This is a genomic window from Xiashengella succiniciproducens (assembly GCF_023674465.1).
Taxonomy (GTDB): domain Bacteria; phylum Bacteroidota; class Bacteroidia; order Bacteroidales; family Marinilabiliaceae; genus Geofilum; species Geofilum succiniciproducens.
The window spans coordinates 1,055,588-1,080,972 of the sequence record NZ_CP098400.1; the positions used below are offsets into that span (position 1 = coordinate 1,055,588).

Here is a 25,385-nt window from a genome sequence, read left to right on the forward strand (position 1 = left end):
AATCAAGGAAATTTTGTATTTAGGGCTAAAGGCGTTTAGATATGGCCTTTTGAGCCCTCTTTAGGGGTCTTGAACCCGGCCAACCTACGTAAAAAAAGTTAAATCTTAAACATGCAGCTCTTTATACCTGTTTTAGGTTACAATCCCTATGCTTATTTATCTATATTTGCGACATTTTGTTGTAATATCAGGGACAGAGTTGTTAAATCGTAAATGACACCAGTCAACTATGCAAATTGAAGGACTCCCAAAAGCGTTTTTGAGGAAAGAGGCACGTGAATACATCGATCTTTACAGGTCGTTGGGTGAAAGGGCAGAGGTCTTCCTGCCCAACTATGTCTTTGACAATCTCAAGGCTTTTGTCAGACTTTGTTATGAAGAGCCGATAGACCCGGCAAGGCAACAGGCTGAAATTCAGAAATACCTGTTGAAGTTTCAGGAGGAGATACCCGGTTACTCGGATGTATCGCTGATGCTGTTTCCTCACGAGGATTCGAAAGCATTCAGGTACACATCTCTTAAACGAAAGTTTAATCAAAGGATAGGCCGCTTTGCCGATCATGATATAGTTGATAAACAAAAGAAAACCTGGATCAACAATATACGTGCCCTGCATGACCTTTCTGTTGGTACCCCTCCGGTAACAGAGGCTACTATCGACTTTCTGGCCCGTGTTATTCTGGGTAGTCCTGCACGTGAACTCCGTCGTTTCCGCGACGTAGTTGGCGTTATTGGTGATATCGACGAAGGCCACTGGAATTATCTGATGGATACGCTCGATCAGATGATCAACCAAAGTACCCATTATACTACCAAGGCGGAGAAGGACAACTTCCTGCACCGCACTGAGTGGGCAGTTAACTTCAAAGGTCTCAACGGTTTTATCCGTACCGTCGTTTCCGGTAATTCGGATATGGCAGTGGAACTCATCAAAGGTGAGGTCTTCGGTGCCGACTGCGTTCGAGTTGTAGATAATATCAAGGGAGAAGAGCTCTTCCGTATGATGGTGGAGGATACTTCATCTGTCTTCGTTGTCAAGGTCAAACATATGCGCAAGAATATGTTTGCCGGTTCGAAATGGTTCCCCTATCTCTCAAGGGTTGTTGTTGTTGATGATTCCCCTGAGTCAGAAGCTTCCAATACCTCACTGGTATTCAGCTTCCACAATGGTATCATCAGCACCCTCAACAAGGTACATACCAAGAAGCTTGGAGCACCAGCAAATACGCAGCTTAACCTGCGCCTGATTCTTGAAAATGTAAATGGCAAGAACCTGGTCGAGTTTAAGGAGCTTATCGGCAAGAAAATAGAGGAGTATAACGAAGAACTCAAGGAGCTAAAGCAGGAGCAACTTGGTGAACTGGATGATCCGATCAAGAATATAAACTTGCATAAATTTGACGGCTTTACCCGTCAAATACTGATTGATCGTTACTCACTGATCAGGTTGAGTGCTTTTATCAGTTTTCTGCAAAACTGCGCAGACAGCAGCAACCGTAAGGAGCAAAACAAAGCCCTGATTGCTGACTTTGAAGCTAAGATAAGGAAGTACTTCTACGGCAACCGTCAGGATGTAAGGATAGCCACCATCCTCGAGGGTGGTGGCCGGAACCAGATACGAACCTATGGTGAGTATCTTTTCAATCGTCAGTTGAAACCAGTTGACCCAAATACAGTGAACCGTTGCAAGGTGATCCTTGGTTTTATTCCGGACAACTACAAGAGGACTCTGCACAATCACTTCCATAAGAATTTTGGTATCAACCTCTTCCTTGAGCGTTACCAGAAGTACATCACCAAGGTTGACAATGAGGCGGACAACAAGGGCCGCTTTATGAACACGCTGATAGACCTTGGGGTGTACAAGGATTATATGAACAAGAGCGAGGAGGATAAAAAGATCATCCGTGAGTTTATCAGCGATCTTGGCAATATGGACAAGACCTCGATAAGCGACGATGTCCAGATGATTATCCGCGACCTCCTGTTCAATAAGGAAAGTCAGCCCAAGCCTTATATAGTCTACAACAAGGTACTGGCCTGGGAATATACAGATTTATTTTCTGAAGAGAGGTTCAATATCAATCCATTTGATATTGAGATTGAAAATCTTGATAATCAGCGCATTGATTATGAGCGTATCTATAGAAAACTGGCAAGGTTCAAGAATACAATGCAGCTCTTTGATGCTACAGGCAATCTGTGGGATAGATTTTGCGAGAACCTTACTATCATAATCAACGACCCGTCCAACCCGACAGGTTATTCGGATTTTAACCGCGAAAACCTGATCGAGTTCCTCAAATTTGTCAACAACAGCAAGATCACCCTTCTGCTGGATGAGGCATATTCAGACAGTGTGAAGATTGACGATGAACTGTTGCCCAAGTGGAGGTCTATCTCAAGGTATGTTTTCAACAACGAAAACCTGCTTTCAAAGATACGCGTGGTCTCGTCTCTGTCCACAACCAAGAACCTTGCCGGGTCGGGCGACCGCCTCGGAGCTATCGTTGCCACTCCGGCCATGGCTGATGTGGTAGAGTATGCAAACAAACGTAATAGTTCGGTACGCGGTAACAGCGCCTCTTTGTACTTCCTCAACGAAGTACTTGAAGTGGCTATTCGTGCCAAGGGACTGAAGGATAAGCTGGAAGCTGAATTGCCAAAGAATGCATCAAGGAGCAAAGTCAGGGGTCTTATCGAGAATTTCCTAGTTGAGAATACAAAGGCTTCAATTGTTAAGACAGAAGCCGGAAGTCAGGTACCTACCTTCGAAGGAAGTCCCTTGTACCTGTTCCTACTTGATGAACTTGTAAGTCTTGACAAGCTTGATATACTCAATCTGCCTGATGACTTCAAGTACAAGGATGTTCCATTCTTCTCATATTATTCAGAGCAGCTAATCAAAGGACTAAACAGGTTTAGAATCAACAAGAGCTTCCGTTCGGAATCCATCAAACGCCTGTCAATGGCCAAGAGGGTAGCAGCTGAAGTAATCGAAGCACTTGGAGCACAAGACATACAAATTATCGACTCAGACGGTTCTTACCTGTTCAACCTTTTGTTTACCAACTACGGTTCATACAATGATCTTGAGATCTTCTGTATGGCTATCGGTGAACAGAGGGGGTTGTGTGCATTGCCTTACAAGACCGGAGTAGTGCGCTTCTCATTGGGTGGCTATCTGGATGGAAGCTCTAAAGGCTTCGAGATATTCGAGAAGGAAATCAGGGTGTCGCTGACTGTCTTCCTAAGCTACTGGATGAAGTACAGGGCTGCCTTTGAAAAGGCAGGCAAGAATGCCAAGGCTGAAGATGTGATCAAAAAGGTATTCCCTAATCTTAAGGAAAATCAGTGGGTTGAAGTTGTTCTTGAAGACTTCAGCGAAATCCGTGACCAGAAGAAAAAGGGCAACCAGAGTCTCAAGATCAACGATAACAGATCACTGTATCACGCCTCTCCGGCTGTTAGTGGGGTATCAATAACAACCATCGGCGATTCAAGCAACTCAGTTATTGAGTTCCAGGGAGAGGTAGGCAACTGCCGCGATGTTGAAGAATTCATCAGGAGCAGGGCCTTTACCAAGATTTATGAGAACCTGCTACCTCAGATTTACAAGAAGATTCCTCAAATCAAGAATCTCAACTTTAATATTGTTGCCTCTCGATACAGCAAGGCTACAATACTTAAGTATATACACAACAAGAAGACTTTCCATCCCAACAACTATGTGTTGGATGATCCGGAGGAACGCAATATTATGCGTGAAATCCTGATAGAGATGGAACGCATCCTGTTTTCCGACTCCAAGATGAAGATTCTTTCACTGGATGCAACCGGAGATCCTGTGAGGGATGTGGCAAGGCTGGAAGGTGTAAATGTAATACTGAAAAAGCATATTCAGGAGATATTGCTTCACTTCAACCTGCCCTTTGAGCAACCGACTATCGAGCCAAGCCGTAAGGAAATCATTGAAGAAGCATGTTCCCACTATGAGGATATCACAGGTCTGAATATTGACAGCATTGATCTTGAAAAGTATCTGAATCAGTTCCTCGAAGGTCTGCGTACCAATCCTAAGTTTGATTCAATTCCTTTATCATACAGGGGATTCGGATTTATCGTGAGCACCGTCAAGGAAAGGATACTCAATAGTAACCTGGATACAGCAGACAAGATTCTGTATGTCTTCCTGCTGCGCAATGATGATTCATTCCATCAACAGATTATCGAAAAACTGACCTTCCTGCAACAAAGGATAGACAGTACTGATGATTCAGACCTTAAGATTATTACAGAGAACCTGCTGACAGATATCTTGCCGCAGGAGGTAAATGACATAATGAACTATATCTTCCGCAAGAAGGATATCAAGGTTAATGAACAACTCCTTGAGGAAGTTACTCACCGTGTGGTGAGCTTTATAATACACCTGCAAAACCTGAGCAAAGGTACAGATTATTACTACCGTTATCTGCACGCGCTCAAGGTTGCCGTTGAAAACAGGTTCCGCCGTCAAAACAGCAACAAGAACCAGATGATCCAGCATGGTGTAACGCTCTTCCGCAACTTCGACATGACGAACAAGATTCTTCAGGAGTACAATGGAGGTAAGCTATCATGGATCAACGACCTGATGATCAAGTGTGGTGTAATATCGGTTGAACAGCCAGTACAGCTTCATACCCGTATTGCAACGGATGCCAAGAAGAGGGAGTTTCCCTTCTACAGGGTTGACCGTGATGAGGATGAGCCAATGTACCTGCTCGATATGAGCCGTAGCAAGTCCAAGAATGATTATATCAAGAGCCTGAGCATCAAACCAGGTTCAGGCTTCTTTGAGAGAAGACTTGCCCTGTTTGTAGCCAACCTTGACCCTGATGATTACAGATGTAAGATTGTTCAGCATGGTGTTGTCAAGCAGTTGATAGTATTCCAGAAGGGCTATATCAAATATCTGACTGACTTCTTCCGTCTGGTTCAATACAGAGATGTGACCCTACAGGAGGCACAGAACTTTGTACCTGATGTATTCCTGCTTCTGGGTGCACCCGAGAAGGTGATATCCTTCCCACAGGTTGGCTTCTTTGATATAAAGGGTCCTAAGGGAAGTATCAAGACCATAGTAACCCCTCTACGTAAGGAAGGTGACTACTTTGGCAATGTCAAGAAGCCATGGCTGACCATGCTCAATGAGAAGGTCAAGGAGATGGGTGGTGTACCAAAGCACGGTTCTCTCTTTGCCGTTGAGATGGAAGACGGTTCAATCTTTACAGTTGAAGTTGATGGTGACAGCGGGGCCGGTAAGTCTGAAATGATTGCTGCCCTTGTATTGAGATGGCTGCGTCTGGACCTGCCGGGTGTAAGGTCTGTCAAACTGATTGCCGGTGATATGTTCCATGTATTCCGCGATAAGGAAGGAAATATCTATGGCTTTGGAACTGAGGAAGGAGACTTCTCAAGGGTAACCGACTTCGACCCCGACTTTATCAAGTATTACAAGTACCTGTTTGAAACTAGTGCCGACAGTAACGTTGATGACCTCAACTCACGAAGCACTATTACAGGTTTCTGCGAAATACATATGCCCTATAAGATCGATATAATGCTTACTGCAAGCAATTATTCGAAGGAAGAGGGTGGTATCACAAGGGTCAACAATCCGGAAAACTACCTGCTCTATATCGACTCGCACGGCGAAAGGATGGAAAAGGCTACAAGTCAGGATGGTCCCAACTTCCAGCGTTCGCTTAGCAGGATGACAGGTGATAAGAACATCGTTGACGTGTTGGCTAAGCACGGCAACTATCTGGATGACCTGCTTGACTGGGATTTCGTTGCAGAAGAGAAGAAGTTTTACCTCTGCTCATCATACAAGATGATGGACAAGATTGATATCGAAGAGGTTGTCAACCAGATCTTCAAGGGCAAGAAGTTTAAACACGGTGGTGTAAGTTACACAATCAGGTCCGTTCAGTTTGATCTAGTCAAGAACCGCTTTGCAGCCGAGTCTGTTTCAGAAGAGGAGACAGTATTTATCAACCTGTCACGCGATATCTTTATCCAGATGTTTGACGGGCTGGCAAGTACCCCGGGTGGTCAACCCTTCGTTGCCAAGGAAGGCGAGATCGAAAACCGCTACCTAATGGTAGAGGTGTTGAAGGGGGGGCCCGACGGATTGGGCAAGGGGCGCAAGATTCAGTGCGGTATTATGTCAACCGAGATCGGTAAGAAGGGTAAGGAACTTTCAGGTCCTCCGAAGGCTGCTCTTGGTCTGATTAAGATGATTCAGGAAATGAGGGCTGGCGATGGAAGCATCAATGCTGCCCGCAACGAGGTCAACCGTATTGTTCGCGAGAAATACGCTCACGTATTTAGTCGTGGTGGCAACAGTCGCGAGATTATGCGTTACAACTTCTACCTGTATCAGTTGGATAAGACGATGAAGGCACAGTTTGTTAGGATGGATGACCCGTCGGTTGAAATCGACCTGAGCGGAGTCAACAACTTCAGGCCTAAAAAGCAGGATGAGGCCTTCAGTCCACTGTTGGTGACACCAAACCTCAATATTGAGTTGACCAGTTTTGGTGAGACTTACGAGGAGTTGATGAGCCTGCCCAACTATCCTGAGTTTGCCGAGGAGTTTCTCGACGGAGCCGACAAGCTCTATGTAGCTGAAGGTTATTCGCATGAAACCATGATCAACAATATGATCACACAGCTGCTTCTGATGGATGGTTATATCGAGTTTGATGACCTCACTCTGGGTCGCATCACCGAGAAGGTCAACCGTGAGACTATTGCAGCAGCCAAGTATGCTGTGCTTAAAGAACTTGAACGTCGCAAGGGTGCAGCCAGGAAGGCAGGTGCTGCTCAGGCAAAGGAAGCCGACAGTACTGAGAAACCTTCACAGGCAAATAAGAAGGGTGGCGACACACAAGGTAAAAAGAAGTAAGAACACGAAACCAGTAGAGAAAGAGGGCCACGAGGCCCTCTTTTTTTCTGCCTGCCAAATCATCGCATGTGAGTAATCTGACATACAATGGTTTTAGCCTATGTTAACTTCTATGTTATATGGACTCTACTTTTGGCCTTGATAGGTCCATGCTGAGCTATTCGTCAATGACGAGTGAGGTAATCCATATATATTTAAGAGGTAAAAAATGGGCCTTGCTATATGATGACTTGCAGGAATATCGTAGTTTAGTCTGGTGTTTTCCGACCTATATAGTATTATTATGAATGTGAATGGTAAGGAACAAGCTGGTGTGATACTGGCCGACTCGCAGTTTTTAGTGATTGACTCACTGAAAATGCTCCTGGAATCCGAAGGCTACAGGCTTATCGGGGTTGCAAAGTATGCCTTTGAACTTGAAAAACTTTTGAGTACGGAGGTGCCAGATCTGCTGATAACCGATTATGCAACAGTTGATTATGAGGGGGCTGATTCCATTAAGACACTGATGCAGCAGTATCCCGGCATGACAATTATGATCCTTACCAACCAGATAATAAAGGCCGATCTGCTGGAGTTTAGCAAGTTGGGTATCAAACACATTGTAGGCAAGACCATTGACAGAGATGAACTTGTAATGGCCATAAGGTTTGCCCTTAAGGGTAGGAAGTTTTACTCCGAGGAGGTACTTGAAGTTCTGATGGATGAACAGAAGAGGAAGACTACAAACGGAGACAGCGGTCAGTTGACTCAGACTGAAACCGAGATAGTGAGAATGGTGGCTGAGGGAATGACTACCAAGGAGATTGCTGCAAAGAAAAACATCAGTTTTCACACAGTAATGACACACCGCAAGAACATTTTCAGGAAGCTGGGGGTTAATAGTAGTTCTGAACTGATAATGTTTGCGATTAAAGCCGGATGGATTGATAATATAGAATACTATATCTGATCCATTGGGTAAAATTAAAACCTGGTATCATGAAAAAGCTTAGGATAATCCTTCCGCTGCTGCTTGTGGCAGTGCTGATTGGCGGAGTGCTCTACCTAAATCCACTACTTCCAATAATCACAGGGTATGCAGCCAAGAATATGGCATCAGGTATCTTTCTTGGCAATCGCACCCAGGAATCACACGAAACAACAGACCTGAATTTCTCCTTTATTAAGTATGTAAAGAATAAGGTTGACTACGATAATCAGGTAGTTGAGAGCAGCTTTCTATGGCATAAGTCCCGGGCTGTTTATATCGAAGGCTATGGTAGTATCCTTGTAAATGATTATAGCATTGAGGAGATCAAGTCCAGGCCATACAGGCCAGGGCCTGTATGGCGTCACAAACAGGATTCTATTCCCTGGCCAGCAGGGGATTTGATTGCCGATACTATTCCATCTGGAATTGACGTTGATAGGCTGAATACCTTCCTTGACAGTGTATTTACAGGCAACCTGCCATATAAGGGCACTTTTGCCGTAATGGTAACATATAAAGGCCAACCAGTTGCTGAAAGATACGCTGAGGGCTTTGGACCAGAAAACAGATTTCTGAGTTGGTCCATGGCCAAAAGTATTACAAGTGCCCTTGCCGGCATTCTGGTTAGGGCGGATATATTTGATATCTATGCTCCGGCAGATATAGAAGAGTGGAAGAATGACAAGCGAAGGAGTATTACCCCGGATCAATTGATGAGGATGAACAGTGGACTCGAGTGGAATGAGGATTACGGCAATAACTCTGATGTCAACAAGATGCTGTTTAAAAAGGGAGATATGGCGGCCTATGCAATTGCTAAGGAGCTAGACTATAAGCCGGGTACCTGCTTTGAGTATTCTTCTGGTTCGACAAATATCGTTAGCCTGCTGATGCGCAAGGCTATTGGTGATGATGCAGCATATCTGAGTTTTCCACGTGAGGCATTGTTTGAAAAGATAGGGATGAAGAGTGCCATCTTTGAACCTGATCCATCCGGTACCTTTATAGGGTCTTCCTATATCTATGCTACCATGAGGGACTATACCAGGTTTGGTCTGCTCTACCTCAATAAGGGTAACTGGCTGGGTGAGCAAATCCTGCCTGAAGGATGGGTGGAATATACAACGGCTTCGTCTGAGGGTTCTGGTGGAGTCTATGGAGCCGGTTTCTGGCTCAACCTGGCAGGCAAGGATTACCCCGACGTACCACGTGATATGTTTTGCTGCCGTGGACATGACGGTCAGTTTATCTATATTATACCTTCGAAGCACCTTGTGATAGTTCGCACAGGCTTTTCCAGGAAGGATGAGTTTGATCAGAACAGGTTTATATCAGGGATACTCGAGACTCTGGATTATTTCTGATCCGGCCGGTGTTTGTATATTAGTTACCCCCTGCTAAGGCTCATACCATAAATATGGTATAAAATATGCCTAAAGAGTGGGATTTAATTCAGCTCTGTTTTTCTCCACTTTTGTATCATATAATACTGAATTAAGTAACTCAAAAACAAACACCATGACACAGTTGAGATTTTCCATCGGAGGAGAAAGCCGCAACGCAACCAGGTTATATGCTGATGCAAGCGGATTCAAAGTGGCTGTAGACCATTCTGAGGACAGGGGTGGAAGGACTAATGCACCCAGTCCATTCGAATACATCCTGGCGGGATATGCCGGTTGTTTGAATGCTGTATGTCATATGGTGGCCAAGGAAATGGGTATCTTGATTCATAAGCTGTTTGTTGAGGTTTCAGGGGAGATTAACACTGACCGTACAAACGGACGCTCTTTTAAGGAAAGGGCAGGATTTCAGAATATTGATGTTGACATTCAGGTATACAGCGATTCAGACGAGGAAGTATTGTCACGCTGGCTCGAAGTTGTAGAAACCAGATGCCCGATTTATGATACACTTGTCAATCCTACTCCTGTGAGCCTCAATGTTCACAAATTAGAATGCGTTTATTACTAAAAACAAGAGATAATTTGTTATTATAGCAAACCTATGCTCGATTACTAACACATAAACTACTATTTTATTATGTCATCACAAAAATTACGCTTTGAAACTCTACAAGTACATGCCGGACAGCAGGTGGATCCTACAACTAATTCAAGGGCTGTACCCATATATCAGACTACCTCATATGTCTTCAATAATGCTGAGCACGCGGCAAACCTGTTTGGCCTGAAGGAATTCGGCAATATCTATACGAGGATTATGAACCCTACAACTGATGTGTTTGAAAAGCGCATTGCAGCATTGGAGGGTGGAGTAGCGGCAGTAGCAGTTGCCTCAGGACAGGCAGCGCAATTTCTTACGATTACAAGCCTTGCTCAGGCAGGCGATAATATAGTGTCAACCTCTTATCTGTATGGAGGTACATTCAACCAGTTTAAGGTTCAGTTCAAACGCCTTGGCATTGATGTCAAATTTGTTGACAGCGATAAACCAGCAGAGTTTGAGAAGGCAATTGATTCAAAAACCAAAGCCCTGTATGTTGAAACCATTGGTAATCCAAGGTTCAACATACCCGACTTTGAAGCAATCGCAGCAATTGCACAAAAACATGGAATACCATTGGTAGTAGACAATACCTTTGGTGCAGGAGGTTATCTGGTTCGCCCAATTGAGCATGGTGCCAACGTTGTTGTAGAATCAGCAACAAAGTGGATTGGAGGACATGGTACAAGCATCGGCGGAGTAATTGTTGATGCAGGCAACTTCAATTGGGGTAATGGTAAGTTCCCTCAGTTTTCTGAACCCTCAGAAGGTTACCATGGACTTAAGTTCTGGGAAGTCTTTGGAACTGATGGTCCTTTCGGAAACATTGCCTTTGCAACAAAGGTAAGGGTAGAAGGTCTGCGTGACTACGGTCCGGCTCTTAGCCCATTTAATGCCTTCCTGTTGCTACAGGGACTTGAAACCCTCTCACTGAGGTTGGACAGAACAGTTCAGAATGCCCTTGAACTAGCTCAGTGGCTTGAAAAGCATCCCAAGGTTGAGAACGTTCAATATCCGGGTCTGCCTTCAAATCCATACCATGCAGTAGCTAAGAAATACCTCAAGAGAGGCTTCGGTGGAGTGCTTTCATTCAAGGTGAAGGGCACAGCAAATGATGCAGACAAGGTAATTGACAATCTTCAACTGATTAGCCATCTGGCAAATGTTGGGGATGCAAAAACACTGATAATCCACCCGGCTTCAACAACCCACGAACAGCTTGATCCTGAAGCTCAAGTAGCTGCTGGTGTTATACCAGGTGTATTACGGGTTTCAGTAGGTATTGAACATATTGATGATCTCAAGGCAGACCTTGATCAGGCTTTAGCTAAGATCTGAAAGTATTGATAACCCAAAAGTAGGGCAGCACCCAGCCGAGGTGCTGCCTTTTTTTATTCGTCAATTTTCAGATACCTCTGATATTATACTGATGTTCACCAGCTATTCGTAGTTCATATCCTCAAGGTTGCTTGCAATATCGTTGTATTGTTCTGCAAGTGCGTCTTCGCCCATTTTTGCACATACCTTGCTCAGAGCACGGTACACCTCGGGGTCGGACTTTTTTAGGTTCATTGCTTCCAGAAGATCCTTGTATGCCAGTTCCAGAGCATTGGTCTGAGTCCTGATTTGTCCCCTTAGAAGCAAGGCTTTGAAGTGCCGTCTTTTGCTACGTAGTATCGCAGTACAGTCCTTTTCCGCACCGCTGTAATCACCTGAAGCAAAGAGCAGGTTGGCCCTTCTCAACAGCGCATCGACAAACTTAGGATCCAGTTTGATAGCCTTGTTGAGGTTGCCCAGCGCAGCGCGGGTATCGTTAAACTTGAGCTCGCATTCATTGGCCATGAGGTAGTATTCTCTTGCAAAGTCTTTAAGGTTTTCCTGCTGATGCTTAAGCTTGGCTTCAAGATCGGCAATCTGGTGACGGTAATGATCAATAAATAACATTTCCTTTGCAATAAAACGCCTGAAATAAGGATTCTCCAGGTCGTTCCTGTAGCTTATTGCCTCAGCAAAACTGTTGACAGCCTGCTTCCAGTTTCCGCTTCTGAATGCATGTAGGGCGGTAAGGTATGAAGTATCAGCCTTGGCCTTCCTTAGTTCTTCCTCTATAAGCTTTTTGTTGTTGGCCTGTGCTGCAAATTGAACTACCTCACGGTTGACTATTATATCACTCTGCCTAACCGGAGTTTTGAGCACCATGCCCTCAAGCGTGCGACAGCGGCTAAGAGCCACGTATAACTGTCCACCTGCAAAGGCCCCTCCGCTCAGGTCGATCATTACATTCTGGAATGTGAGTCCCTGGCTCTTGTGTACCGTAATGGCCCAGGCCAGTTTCAGAGGATACTGGCTAAAGGCACCAAGCTCATCGGCTGTAATCCTGTTGTTTTTTTCGTCGTACTTATACTGTAGGTTAACCCATTTTTCCGGTGTTACCAGATGCAGTTCATCATTCTCGAGCCTGACATAGATACCTTCATCATCTATATCCTCAACTATGCCCAGACTTCCATTGTACCACCGACGCTCAGTGTCGTTCTTGACAAACATAACCTGAGCCTGTTCTTTGAGAACAAGGTTTTTCAGGGTTGGGAGGGAGGACTCGGGAAACTCACCCGTAATCCTGCCGGCAAAGGAATACTCCTTTCCTTTCAGCTCGTTGAGCTTAATCTCATTTATATAATCTACAGTATCCCGTCTTGTTGCAAGAGTAATAAAGAAGTCCTCCGGTTTTGCAGTGAAGTTGGGATTAAGTCGGCTGTTTATTACCTCAAGATGAGAACGGTTGGCCTGGTTTAGTCTTATCCTGTCCAGGATATCAATAAAGGCAGCATCATTCTGACGGTACACTTGTTTAAGTTCAATCTGAACTAGCGGGTGTACCTTGAATACATTTGCTGAGAAAAAATACGGACTTGGATAAAAGCGGCTCAGGATCTGCCATTCGTCCTTCTTGACCACTGGTTCAAGCTGGAAGGCATCGCCCACCATAAGAAGCTGTTTTCCACCAAAAGGTAGGTGCTTATTGCCTGTAAATACTCTTAGTACCTGATCCACAAAATCCAGGACGTCAGCCCTTACCATTGATATCTCATCAATAATGATCAGTTCAACCTCCTTGAGTAGCGTTCTTTTAGCCTTGTTGTACTTGAGGAAATCAAATATGCGACGATTCTCAACACTCAGGTCGGGATCATTGGGCAGAATCGGTCTAAGTGGAATCTTAAAGAATGAGTGAAGCGTGACACCTTCCACATTTATTGCAGCAATACCCGTTGGAGCCAGAACAATGTACTTTTTGTGGGTATTACGGCAAACATACCTAAGGAAGGTTGACTTGCCTGTACCTGCCCTTCCGGTAAGGAAGACAGATGCCGAACTATACTGAATCAGGTTCCATGCGGTCTGAAATTCGGCATTGTCGGTGTCGATATTTTCTTGAATATACTCCATCCCTGTTTTAAGTTCGTCCCGGAGCTTATTATTCTTCTTCTTCTCCTTCCGAGCTTACACCGTATCGTTTGATTACATTGTACGCCTTAAAGATACCAAGTTCTCCCGCCTTACTCAAATCCAACGTACCGGTAGAGTCATTTTCAAGGTAAATATTTGTCAAACCTCTGTTGTACCACGCTTCTGCAAAATCAGGATTTGCATTGATAGCCTCTGTAAAATGGTCAATAGCTCCCTGATAATCCTTCTGTATAGCTCTAAGCATTCCGAGGTTGTAATGAGCAAATGAAAATTTGGGGTCCAGTTCAAGCACCCTTTCGAGATCTTTCTCGATGAGGTCGTAGTCAAGTATCCTTCTTTCCTCAGCCGTACTCAAGGGAGATGTAGTCTGAGAAATACCAGGAGTCCTGATTACCGGAACTGCAGGACTTTCTGCTTCAATACTTCTGATTGTCTCCACAGTGCGGAAGCGTGTATAAGCCCTGTTGAACAATGCAAGGGTATTGTCGGGTTCAATAGCAAGAACCCTGTTGTAGTCGTCCATGGCATTGCTCAGGTTTAATACAGCATTATAGAGCGTTCCCCTTATAAAATAGAGCAGAGCCTTCTCGCTGTCATCAGCAGTAGCCAACTTATCATTTATCTGGTTAATCATTGCAAATACCTCAGCAGCCCTGTCTCTGTCAACTTCCAGTTCGGCATTTGTAATCTTGAGTGTTTTATCAACCGGATTGTGTCTGTTGATCGAGTCAACAGACAGGTTGAAATATCTGAGTCTGTGAACCAGTATGTCGCCGGGATAGAAACTAATACAGAAAACAGGTTCCATGTCAATAATAATGTTCCTGTCCTGAATGCGTCCTCTCAAGGGGTTAGTAGCAATGGTATTGTCGGGTTCATTACCGAAATCATCAAGCACGGCAATCTTGTCGTAATTGCGGATATCTTTATCAGACTCATTACGTGTTGCCTTACGTTTAGCTGACTTTCCCTGATCTTTATTGTCAGAGTCTTTGTCGGATGATTTATCCGACCTGCCTGTTCTTCCACCTTGGGCTGTACTGCCGGGGTTGGAAGCATTTCCTGAGGATGCCAGAGCATCCTCAGCTTTACCTGAATCAGCCCTGCGTTGAAGTTCCAGTTTCACGAAAGTTCCATAGTCCAATTCAGCACCGTAGTTATCTCCAAGCATCTGTTTTACATAGGAGCGGTTTTCGTAAACCGGACCAAAATCCGGGTAATGGTCTGCTACCACGTTCAGGTCTCTTAATGCAGCACCCCACTCTTTGATTTGAATATAGAGAAGGGCTCTGTGATAGACTGAAAGAATATCATCTCTGTTAAGGGCGATTACCCGTGTAAAATCCTCAATTGCACGGTTAATATCCCCAATCTGAGCACGTAGGATACCACGGTTGCTGTATGCCAATGCATTTCGGGGTTCCAGTTCGATAACCCTGTCAAAATCTTCGACTGTACCCCTGAGGTCATCAAGCTGATAGCGGATTACACCCCTGTTCATGTAGAACCGTGCATCATCAGGTCTTAGTTCGATAGCCTTACTCAGGTCATTGAGCGCCTCATCGAAGTTGTTCATCTGGTAATGAACAATGGCACGACTGGCGTATCCGTCGGGGATTAAGGGATTGGCCTTTATAGCAAGAGTAAAGTCATCAAGACCACCGATGGTGTCGTTCATAGACAACTTGGCGTGGCCGCGGTTGAGGTAGGCTGACACCAGCTTGGGTGACAGCCGGATAACCTCGTTGTAGGTTTGTATGGCTTCCTCGTAGCGTTTGCCGTTGATCTGCGCTATGCCCTTATTTACCAATAGGTTTATATTCTCGGGGTTGTATTCAAGACCCTTGTTGTAGTCCTGCTCTGCCTCTGCAGTAAGTCCCAGCTTTTGTCTGATAACTCCCCGCAGGTTATATCCTTCTACATAATAAGGGTTGATTTCAAGAGCTTTGGTGATATCTTGTTCGGCACCTTTTAGGTCATCGAGGCTATATTTGCCTATTGCCCTGTAGTAGTATGGTTCACTAAGATAGGGTTTGGCTTTGATAATTTGGTTGAAATACTGAATAGCAAGGACATAATCTTCGAAATACAGGGCGTTCCGGCCGATTATCATCATTCGGTCGGTGTCAATCTGGGCAAAGGTTGGAATAGTGTTGCAAGTTGTCAGAAAGCACAATATGTAGAGAATCTTTCTCATTTGTTTTAGATTATGCGTTATACCTGTGCCCTTATTTATATTTGAATTCCACAGTTAATGATGATTTGTTGCCGACTTTATCGCTAATCTGTACTTCCAGAACTTGCGGAACCCCCGGTTTGATTCTCAGGTTTCTGAAGAAACCGTTGAGTCTGTTGCTTTTCAGGTCGTAATCGAAGAGCATCCACTCACCATTGATATAACAATTATAAGAATCTATACCTGAAAAGTCATCCTTTATCTCGATACTTATTTTCTCATTATTGCTATAGTCCATGCCAGCCGGTGCTCCCACTAGTTTAATAGTCGGCGGTACAGTGTCAATGGCCAGACAGTAGATTCCTGCTTCACGAGTACGAATCTTCATATTGCCATCTTCGACCTTGCCTCCTGCATAGCTTAGCTTACCCTTACTGATACTTGCACCGGTCAGTCCCTTGACTCCCTTGTACTCGTCAGGGATGGGGATGGTGATATCAAAGTAGTTGTGTACCGGGACATCCTCGCTCAGAACTTTAAAATAAGTACCTATTCCAATACCATTGCCGGGTATCAGTTCAAAGACCGCCGGAACCTTAGTATAGAACGAGTTGGCCGGGAAGCGCGCCTTAAAGTTGTCCATACTTATAAAATACGGATTGAAAGGATCTATGTAAAGTAGATGTTGTTCAGCCCCCTTGGTTGCTTCCGGATCTGCTTCAATTCCCTTCATTTTAAAGGAAAGACGCGAGATATTGCCATATGGGTCAGCTATATCATATTCCAGGTCGTAAGACTTGCCGGGCTGGGTCTGAATACGGCCACGCTCCGGTGTGGTTGTGTATATTGGCAGTCGGTTGTTTTCATCAACAAAGCTTTTCTGGATGGTCTTTCCGGTGCTTTTCCTGAAAGCATAGTCAATATGACTGTTGACATAGCGTGTCTCATGAAAATGGAAGCCGTCCATACTCGACATGAACCACTGGCTCGAGTTTACCATCAGTTTGATTGTATAGATGCCGTTACGTCTCCAATTCTCCCCGGCATAGTCAATAGTCTGGACGCCAACACCTATCGTGCCGCTAACCATGATATCGGGGTTGCCTTTGAGGTGGTAGCGACCATCATGAAAGACAGCAGGAATATATAGTGGTTGGCTGCTGCCGTTAATAGTACTGCCTTCATCAAGAGGGTAGATGCGAATAGCCTCGATCACCGGGGGCGTTTCATCTGTGACAGGCATTTCGAAGAAGTGCGGGTTGATGGGGCGTTCTCCGTCAGTTTCACGAACTTCGAAGTGGAGGTGAGGACCACCTGACCCCCCCGAGTTGCCTGATAAGGCAATGAGTTCGCCTCTTTTGACCGGGATTTCACCTGGCTGGAAGTTAACATCCAGGGCAAAGGATTTCTTTTGGTACTGCAATTCGGTAACTATAGCATCTATCTTATCGGAAAACCATTCACAGTGTGCATAGACCGAAGTATAGCCATTGGGATGGGCTATGTACACAGCCTTGCCGTATCCTGTGGGGGATACAGCAATACGAATTACATAACCGTCGTCAATCGCGGTGATTGGAAAACCAGTTCTTTGATCCGTTGTAAAATCAATACCAGCATGGAAGTGACCCGTGCGGATTTCCCCGAAACTGCCGCTAATTGTCGTTGGGTTACTTAGCGGAAAGTGGAAATTCCATTGAGGATAATTTCCTGTTGAGGCATTAAGAGTCAGGCTTAGAAAGGTGATTGCTAAAATTACCCGTGGTGACAGGCAGCGGATCAATATAGTGTGCATACTATGCTAATGTTATCTTAAGTGAGATCGCTAAAATAATGAAATTATGGTACAATTCTCAGACCAAAAGGAATGCAGGCTCAGTCAAATATGAAATTTTACCTGATATAAGCAACCATGGCAGAAAAACAACATCAATTGATCAGACAATGAGAAACTGACAAATCAAATATGTCAAACTAAACAGTAAGAAGTATGAAAAAGTTTTTGTTGTGGAGCAGCCTGTTGAGCCTTGTGTTTTTATTGCCTGCGTGCGAGGATGATGATGACTCCTATTCTCTGGGTAAGTATTGGGTAACAACAGGAACGGTTTCAACTTACGGAACAAAACCCTATGTGATAACCACAGATAATGGAGATGTACTGTACCCCTCGTCATCGTCCATTCCTTGGTTTAATGTCTATGATGGAATGCGTGTGTGGGTCAACTATACAATTTTGGGTGACACCAAAGGGAGGGAGGATATAGATCATTGGGTCAAGATTAATGACATGAGCGAGATCCTCACAAAGGGTATCTTTATGCTTACACCTGAGAAGGAAGATAGCATAGGGCATGATCCGGTTGAGATAAGAGATTACTGGTTTACCGGCGACTATCTTACAATTATCTTCAGGTATGGCGGTGGAGGAACTATACATTTTATCAACCTGGTTCAGGATGTTGACAATCCTGAGAATGAAGATGGGTTGCCTGTCCTTGAACTGCGACACAACAGGCGGGATGACAGGAAGAACTACCTGATGCAGGGCACTGTATCATTCAATCTTGCGGCATTAAAGAAAGAGGGATCAAATTCAGTATCTTTCATCCTGAAAGCTAAAAATTTCAGCGACCGGGACGACTTTGAAAAGGAGCTGACTTATGAATATGGTGAGTAACTGATAGTTTTAAACCTCCTGCTCAAATTGCGGTTATTTTTTTCTAAAAGTGTTTTTGATATTGTGCAATATTCCTATCTTTGCAGCGCATTTGAGAAATCAAACCGCAGTTTGGAACGGTTCCGTAGCTTAATTGGATAGAGCACCTGGTTACGGCCCAGGAGGTTGGGGGTTCGAGTCCCTCCGGAATCACGAAAGAGCGGCAAGACTTGAGAAAGTTTTGCCGCTCTTCGTTTTTATGTTGATGGCTACAAGGTTGTAGCCTATGATTCCAAAGGGAAGGAAGTTCCAGTTGAACCACGTAAGGTCACCTTTTTCACATCAATCTCAAACACCATGATAGGTGTTGGTTCGCAGTGCGGTGGCGATTATCAGTTCTCTACCTCAGGTTCCAAAGTTGTCGAGGTAAGGTACACCCTGAGGGCTATGAACAACTATCCGAATACTGATGCATCTGGGGCAGCCGAATTGAGGAAGAAGACAAGCAAACGGTAATGAAGATTATAAACACCATGCTTACTAAATCAAAATTCAAAGATTTCTTTAATAAAAACATTGCTGCTTTATGAATATCGAACTTTTAAGAATGATTCCGATTGGCCAAACTTTTATTATGGTATTTTTCGCCATATTAGCTGCTACAAAAGCTTTTAAAGCTGCTGCAAACTATGCACTCACGAAAGAAAAAAGTGAGGTGACAATTGACAACGTAAACTTCACAAATTTCATTGGAACAGCAGCGCCATCAACTTACACCGTTCTATGTATTCTTTGGGGATTACTATAAAAAATGCCCAGAACAATACCCGGGCATTTCTATTTAGTGAAAGTATTATCATTTTTTGCCTGGCTTGCCTATCAGCAATGACAGTTGCAAACTGCCGGTTAGGATTCGACGAAGTTAAAAACTTTGCCTAACAGTGGATTTACCGAACTTATCTACTCTTAGGGTATATATAAAAGTCCAGTTTCATCATCAACCTTAACAAAAATATTATTCCTGAACAACAAATAAATTACTGTCTTTTTCTGTTCAATATTTAATTTTTTTTGTTGTACTTGATTTTCATCAAAAAACGTTTTGACTAAATCGCTTCCCTTTATATCCACATATTGTTCAAATAAGTCTCCACAGATGTCAACTTTATATTCTTTTAATTTATTAGCTAATTCAACATTCTCAATTTCATATGGATTCATTTTATCGGATAGGTTCTCTAACATAGTAACATAGTCTTTTTCACTCAAGGTATCACCATTTATCAGGGTGTAAAAATCAGAATTTTCCAAAACTATCGGCACAATTCTATTTTCAAACTTCACATTTATTGCTAAATAATAACTATGTAATCCAAAGTCCTTAATAACTTTTTTATAGTCATTACAGCTCATTAAAACGAAATTAATTATTACAATAAAAAACAGTTTATATCTCATAGCTATTTAATTTCATAGTCCTCTCTCAACATTCCTCTTGGTATATCTTGCCCTCCATAAGTAATTCGCCTATGTGACCCAATTGCCTTTCTTACTTTATTTTCAGTTTTAACTGCTTTTACTTCATATAAAGGAATTCCATTTGAAGTTGTATTAAAATTCATAACTCCTTTATCAGCATCACTAGAGTGTCGCATTTCATGGGCTAAACCAACTCTCGGTTCTCGAAAATCTCCTGCCACAGTAGTTTTTTTATCTGGATTATAATTAATTGTAGTGCCTTGTTTTTCCCCTCTTTTTGCTTTATTCTTATTTAAATCAACAGAATTACCTTCTTTTTCACTCTTAGTTGGTACAATCTTATGATCTCTGGGACTACTTTCTAGCTCATTAATCATATCACGCACTTCGGAATCGCCAGAAAATTTTAATTGAATAATATCCTGTTCTACCTTCTGAACGTATTCAGTTTTTATTCCAATTTTATTAAGAGTCCGATCAATAAGGTTTCCAATAATAATTGTATCACCTTCTGGATCAATATATTTTATTGGATTATTCGCACAATAGTTATAAGGAGATAAACCATCATACTTTTCAGCTCTTGGGTCAATACTATGCCAACGCCCCAAAGCTGGGTCATAAAACCTCTTACCATAATCCAACACATCCAATCCTCCGATTTGTTGTTCCTCATTACCATTGTAACGGAACCTGTTGTTTGAAACCATCATTGCAGCATTGTCGTGGCGCATTCCAAACGGGTAATAATCGTTCTGCTCCAGTATGTCCATGCTTTCGTTTAGGATAACGCGCGGGCTGCCTAAGTGATCGCTCAAATGGTAATGGGCCTCGGTGGTGTTGTTGGTGGCGTAAATACGTCCCCCGGCAAAATCGGTACTCTCTAATGCTAATACTCCATTGTTGTTGGTGTATATCATGCTACCCATATAAGAGTATCCTTTCCCATCTGCTCCCTTTACGCTTAATTTAGTGCCGTTGGCCAGATATCGATATTGAGCAACTACGGTATTGTTCTTTTTAACAACACTAGGTAAATTTACTACATTATAGGTAAAATCCAAATTTTTCCTGCCATCGTGCTCCATATTACCTTTATCATCATAGGTATAACTATACGCAGTGCTATTTTGGGTCAACGTTGTCAGCTGGTTACCGTTATATGTGTAGTTATATGTTGTTTCCACACTATTCTCGTTGGTGCGGATCAACGTGAGTATATTGCCCTGACCGTCGTAAGTCAGACTTTTCTCTTCATAGCGGCTGGTAAGTGTATTGTTTTCGTACAAGGCACTACTGGTCAAACGATTGAGCTTGTCGTAGGTAAAGGCATAAGTCTTTAGCGGCTGACCACTTTGCAGCCAATCCATCTCGGCAATATTACCGTTATGGCATGGGGTAGCATACTTAGCATCAAAGTAGTGCAAGTTCAAACTGAATTTTGAACTTGCCGTTTGGATCTTCCACCCCTGAATATTATAGGCGTACCTCTCAGTCAGCGTTTGAGAAGTACCATAAGTGGTATTTTCTAGCTGTCCAAGATCGTTGTATGTAAATCTGACAGTAGCAGGTGTTCCGTTGTTAACGGTTGTTTTGCTGCTTAACAGGCGTGAGTAGCTGTCGTAGGTGTTTTCGGTCAATTTACTATCTGTTTTGCTGCCAATTTTATGTTCTTCGCTGTTTTTCAACACATTACCTACAAAATCATATTGCGTGGTGTAGGTATGTAAATAGTCACTGGCATCACGTTCTACAGTTTGAATGAGGCGACCATGGGTATCGTAAAAAAAGTTGCGTTCTAAATAAGTATCGTCATCGAGTACATATTGCTTTTCGTAAACTAACCTACCCTTATCAGAGGGGCTCAGCAAATTTGAACTCACTATCGGGTTGGCCTGAAATACGAGGTTACGGTTATCGGCATTGTCATATCTGTATTCGGCCAACGTTTTTAACACCGTTACTCTACTATTAACGGTTTCCGGATAACGTCGCAACGTGGCAAGATCAGTATTAAGTTGAACCATTGAAGTACGGACGCTTCTACCCATTACATCATATTCAGTAAAAAGTGTATTCATTTCACCATCAACTGTCACTATTACACGGCCGCCTTTATCATAAACATACTCTATTGCCTCACACCCAGGCAAATATTTGGTTATTACACGATTAAACCCGTCATAAATATAACGGTAAGCATATTTTGCAATTATATCAGCGCTAACAGCATTCGGAGGTATTAGCCGGTCGCTGGCTTCGGGTGGCAATATCATGGCTACACGGCCGTAGCCATCGTACACGGTATATGTAAACCATTTTTTACCGTTATCATTTTGTACTTTCGCTAGCTCCCGACCAAAAGCATCTTTGTAGATTATGGTTTCCTGTCCATCCTGAGCTACACTTTGTTTGTGAAGCAGGCCCTGGTCATAATAACCATTCCTTTGAAGATTTCCCTGGGCATCGACTGAAAACTTGACAACACTGTTGGCCAAATTGTATCCATAGGTATTGACGGTTGGATAACTCAACATATCCTTCCCTACGGCAAAAGTAGTATCCACGCGGCTAAGAGGAGATTTTTCATAAACCGTTTCCGAAAAAACACGTGCATCATTGGGATACAATGTGTCTATATAATTCATCTGATTGTTTTTCCAATTTGCATCATAATTTCCACTTTTTGTATTGATATAAGGCAGATAGGATATAGAGGTGCGACCCATCAAATCATATGCTACGGGCGTTACCAGATTTTTGCCATTATTAGCACCAATGGCTATACTTTGGGCAATGCGCCCCAAACCATCGTAATAGGCTATGTTCTCTACAAAATTAGTAACTGTTACAGTTACCGGTTTTATATCATAACAACCCTGGGATGTTGTTCCTTTGATATAATAGGTGCCGGCCGTGGCGGCAGTTGGGGTTGCATACGAGGTAGTTGCGCTGGAATTCGTCCAATAAGTGTAGGTTAAACCGCCAGTTGAGCCAGTAGTCACTCCCGCTGCTTTTAGATTCACCGTTGATGGAGAACATACAGCATCTGGATTCGTAATCGTTACTGTTGGAGTTGGATTTACTGTTACCGTGACTGGTTTAACGCTAAAACAACCTTGGGATGTTGTTCCCTTGATATAATAGGTGCCGGCCGTGGCGGCAGTTGGGGTTGCATACGAGGTAGTTGCGCTGGAATTCGTCCAATAAGTGTAGGTTAAACCGGCAGTTGAGCCAGTAGTCACTCCCGCTGCTTTTAGATTCACCGTTGATGGAGAACATACAGCATCTGGATTCGTAATCGTTACTGTTGGAGTTGGATTTACTGTTACCGTGACTGGTTTAACGCTAAAACAACCCTGGGATGTTGTTCCCTTGATATAATAGGTGCCGGCCGTGGCGGCAGTTGGGGTTGCATACGAGGTAGTTGCGCTGGAATTCGTCCAATAAGTGTAGGTTAAACCGCCAGTTGAGCCAGTAGTCACTCCCGCTGCTTTTAGATTCACCGTTGATGGAGAACATACAGCATCTGGATTTGTAATCGTTACTGTTGGAGTTGGATTTACTGTTACCGTGACTGGTTTAACGCTAAAACAACCCTGGGATGTTGTTCCCTTGATATAATAGGTGCCGGCCGTGGCGGCAGTTGGGGTTGCATACGAGGTAGTTGCGCTGGAATTCGTCCAATAAGTGTAGGTTAAACCGGCAGTTGAGCCAGTAGTCACTCCCGCTGCTTTTAGATTCACCGTTGATGGAGAACATACAGCATCTGGATTTGTAATCGTTACTGTTGGAGTTGGATTTACTGTTACCGTGACTGGTTTAACGCTAAAACAACCCTGGGATGTTGTTCCCTTGATATAATAGGTGCCGGCCGTGGCGGCAGTTGGGGTTGCATACGAGGTAGTTGCGCTGGAATTCGTCCAATAAGTGTAGGTTAAACCGGCAGTTGAGCCAGTAGTCACTCCCGCTGCTTTTAGATTCACCGTTGATGGAGAACATACAGCATCTGGATTTGTAATCGTTACTGTTGGAGTTGGATTTACTGTTACCGTGACTGGTTTAACGCTAAAACAACCCTGGGATGTTGTTCCCTTGATATAATAGGTGCCGGCCGTGGCGGCAGTTGGGGTTGCATACGAGGTAGTTGCGCTGGAATTCGTCCAATAAGTGTAGGTTAAACCGGCAGTTGAGCCAGTAGTCACTCCCGCTGCTTTTAGATTCACCGTTGATGGAGAACATACAGCATCTGGATTTGTAATTGTAACCGTTGGCTTTGGATTCACTGTTACGGTGACTGGCTTAACACTGGAACAACCCTGGGCTGTTGTTCCCTTAATATAATAGGTGCCGGCTGTGGCGGCAGTTGGGGTTGTATACGAGGTTGTTGCACTGGAATTCGTCCAATAAGTGTAGGTTAAACCGGCAGTTGAGCCAGTAGTCACTCCCGCTGCTTTTAGATTCACCGTTGATGGAGAACATACAGCATCTGGGTTTGTAATCGTTACTGTTGGAGTTGGATTTACTGTTACCGTGGCACTTCCAGACATCTGGACATTACAGTACCCAGATTTTGCAATACCTGCAACTGTATATGTGCCAGCGGCGGTTTGATTACCAAAATCAATGACACCACCGGAGCCTGATATTAACGGGCCTACAGGGGTCGAACCATTATATAGTTGATAGTATACCGAGGTCTGACTACCCGATAAGCGAATGGACACTCCAGTCCCTCCCTCACAATAGCTACCTCCTCCAGTAACCGTATAAACGGTCGGTTTGGGGTTTACAATAACAGACATACTATTGGTTGTAGCAGAAACCCTACCTGATTTAAAGCATCCACTTCCCGAAGAGGTTGCCGATAATGACACCACTGTGCCCTGTCTGAAAACAGTTGAAAAAGTACTCCCTGACCCAGAACCAGACACACCTCCACCGGAAGCGGTCCAATAATAACCAGACAATGACCCATTGGAACTGGCTGAGAAAGTAATTGTTTCTCCATCGCAGATGTAGCCAATATCAGGTGTGATTGTTAAGGTGGGATTTGTTGGAGGATTTACTGTTACGGTTACAGGCGCTGGGGAGCTTTCATGTCCATTCGAGCCTACATTCACCACATAATAAGTGGTACTGGTAGAGAACGTCTTCGTAACGGACGTTATGTACATACTTCCTGTATATTGAATTATTACCTCACTATCAGATAACCTATTGATTTTCTGTGGGCTGGTATACCACTTTTGACCTATAACAGTGTTGCCAGTAGAAGAACCAGAGTTTGAATGTACTGCCGTTAAAACAGCTGTTCCTTCGGCACATATTGTTGCGCCATAGGTTGTTGGAGGATTAATCGTTTGTGAAAATGCTTTTACTTGTGATGTAATGACAAACAGTAACATCACAAGTAAACATTTCATATATTTTACCTGTATATACAATTGCAGAAGCCGTGGAATGCCTCCATGAGCATTATATCTGTTACAGTTTATCTGGATGCAGCCCCTCAAAAGCTTATGCTTCGAGGCTGTGGAGGTAAAATATAGTTCGTTCATAATTTTGTTTCTTCTATATTGATTTATTCACATTGGATAACCCCAAAACCTGCAAATTCATACGCAGCTTTTTCCTGGCATTAACCACTTAAATTATATTTGAATAC

12 protein-coding genes and 1 tRNA gene are annotated in these 25,385 nt (G+C 43.6%); 8 read left to right on the plus strand and 5 right to left on the minus strand.

The window, feature by feature from the left end:
- The first annotated feature begins 229 nt into the window (after window positions 1–229).
- The 5 genes from M9189_RS04485 (at window position 230) to M9189_RS04505 (ending at window position 11,273) form a co-directional block, all read left to right on the plus strand.
- A complete protein-coding gene (locus M9189_RS04485) occupies window positions 230–6,955 on the plus strand; it encodes an aminotransferase class I/II-fold pyridoxal phosphate-dependent enzyme (RefSeq protein WP_250724946.1) in 6,726 nt (2,241 codons plus the stop codon).
- 283 nt (window positions 6,956–7,238) lie between these two features.
- Entirely contained in the window at window positions 7,239–7,907 is a 669-nt protein-coding gene (locus tag M9189_RS04490; protein WP_250724947.1) for a response regulator transcription factor, read from the plus strand.
- Window positions 7,908–7,936: 29 nt separating this feature from the next.
- Window positions 7,937–9,292, plus strand: coding sequence for a serine hydrolase domain-containing protein (locus M9189_RS04495; protein ID WP_250724949.1), 1,356 nt, complete (start codon window positions 7,937–7,939; stop codon window positions 9,290–9,292).
- 154 nt (window positions 9,293–9,446) lie between these two features.
- The gene (locus M9189_RS04500; RefSeq protein WP_250724951.1) at window positions 9,447–9,902 is read left to right on the plus strand and encodes an OsmC family protein; all 456 of its coding nucleotides are present in this window, start codon (window positions 9,447–9,449) and stop codon (window positions 9,900–9,902) included.
- 69 nt (window positions 9,903–9,971) lie between these two features.
- Complete coding sequence (locus M9189_RS04505; RefSeq protein WP_250724953.1) at window positions 9,972–11,273, plus strand: O-acetylhomoserine aminocarboxypropyltransferase/cysteine synthase family protein; 1,302 nt, start codon at window positions 9,972–9,974, stop codon at window positions 11,271–11,273.
- A 102-nt stretch (window positions 11,274–11,375) separates the two neighbouring features.
- On the opposite strand, the gene M9189_RS04510 is transcribed toward M9189_RS04505, so the two are convergent.
- Genes M9189_RS04510 through M9189_RS04520 form a run of 3 tightly spaced genes read right to left on the minus strand, consistent with a single transcriptional unit; the run spans window position 11,376 to window position 17,377 of the window.
- A complete protein-coding gene (locus M9189_RS04510) occupies window positions 11,376–13,385 on the minus strand; it encodes an AAA family ATPase (protein ID WP_250724955.1) in 2,010 nt (669 codons plus the stop codon).
- A gap of 28 nt (window positions 13,386–13,413) precedes the next feature.
- On the minus strand, window positions 13,414–15,603 hold the full coding sequence (locus M9189_RS04515) for a tetratricopeptide repeat protein (protein WP_250724957.1): 2,190 nt from the start codon (window positions 15,601–15,603) through the stop codon (window positions 13,414–13,416).
- A gap of 31 nt (window positions 15,604–15,634) precedes the next feature.
- Window positions 15,635–17,377: a M23 family metallopeptidase gene (locus M9189_RS04520; RefSeq protein ID WP_250724959.1), complete on the minus strand. Its 1,743-nt coding sequence runs from the start codon at window positions 17,375–17,377 to the stop codon at window positions 15,635–15,637.
- Between the two features lie 195 nt (window positions 17,378–17,572).
- On the opposite strand from M9189_RS04520, the gene M9189_RS04525 reads away from it, so the two are divergent.
- From M9189_RS04525 to M9189_RS04535, 3 genes are all read left to right on the plus strand, one after another.
- Window positions 17,573–18,259 carry a NigD1/NigD2 family lipoprotein gene (locus M9189_RS04525; protein WP_250724960.1) on the plus strand — a complete coding sequence of 229 codons (687 nt, stop codon included), beginning with the start codon at window positions 17,573–17,575 and terminating at the stop codon, window positions 18,257–18,259.
- A 118-nt stretch (window positions 18,260–18,377) separates the two neighbouring features.
- Window positions 18,378–18,451: transfer RNA gene (locus M9189_RS04530), tRNA-Arg, on the plus strand.
- A gap of 373 nt (window positions 18,452–18,824) precedes the next feature.
- Entirely contained in the window at window positions 18,825–19,046 is a 222-nt protein-coding gene (locus M9189_RS04535; RefSeq protein ID WP_250724962.1) for a hypothetical protein, read from the plus strand.
- A 158-nt stretch (window positions 19,047–19,204) separates the two neighbouring features.
- Here the strand turns inward: M9189_RS04535 and M9189_RS04540 are convergent, their stop codons facing one another.
- Window positions 19,205–19,696, minus strand: coding sequence for a hypothetical protein (locus tag M9189_RS04540; RefSeq protein WP_250724964.1), 492 nt, complete (start codon window positions 19,694–19,696; stop codon window positions 19,205–19,207).
- Window positions 19,697–19,698: 2 nt separating this feature from the next.
- A complete protein-coding gene (locus M9189_RS04545; protein ID WP_250724966.1) occupies window positions 19,699–25,143 on the minus strand; it encodes a DUF6443 domain-containing protein in 5,445 nt (1,814 codons plus the stop codon).
- Window positions 25,144–25,385: the final 242 nt, after the last annotated feature.

Coding starts and splice junctions, on each gene's coding strand:
- M9189_RS04485 (WP_250724946.1), top strand. CDS start 230: ATGCAAATTGAAGGACTCCCAAAAGCGTTTTTGAGGAAAGAGGCACGT.
- M9189_RS04490 (WP_250724947.1), top strand. CDS start 7,239: ATGAATGTGAATGGTAAGGAACAAGCTGGTGTGATACTGGCCGACTCG.
- M9189_RS04495 (WP_250724949.1), top strand. CDS start 7,937: ATGAAAAAGCTTAGGATAATCCTTCCGCTGCTGCTTGTGGCAGTGCTG.
- M9189_RS04500 (WP_250724951.1), top strand. CDS start 9,447: ATGACACAGTTGAGATTTTCCATCGGAGGAGAAAGCCGCAACGCAACC.
- M9189_RS04505 (WP_250724953.1), top strand. CDS start 9,972: ATGTCATCACAAAAATTACGCTTTGAAACTCTACAAGTACATGCCGGA.
- M9189_RS04510 (WP_250724955.1), bottom strand. CDS start 13,385: ATGGAGTATATTCAAGAAAATATCGACACCGACAATGCCGAATTTCAG.
- M9189_RS04515 (WP_250724957.1), bottom strand. CDS start 15,603: ATGAGAAAGATTCTCTACATATTGTGCTTTCTGACAACTTGCAACACT.
- M9189_RS04520 (WP_250724959.1), bottom strand. CDS start 17,377: ATGCACACTATATTGATCCGCTGCCTGTCACCACGGGTAATTTTAGCA.
- M9189_RS04525 (WP_250724960.1), top strand. CDS start 17,573: ATGAAAAAGTTTTTGTTGTGGAGCAGCCTGTTGAGCCTTGTGTTTTTA.
- M9189_RS04535 (WP_250724962.1), top strand. CDS start 18,825: ATGAATATCGAACTTTTAAGAATGATTCCGATTGGCCAAACTTTTATT.
- M9189_RS04540 (WP_250724964.1), bottom strand. CDS start 19,696: ATGAGATATAAACTGTTTTTTATTGTAATAATTAATTTCGTTTTAATG.
- M9189_RS04545 (WP_250724966.1), bottom strand. CDS start 25,143: ATGAAATGTTTACTTGTGATGTTACTGTTTGTCATTACATCACAAGTA.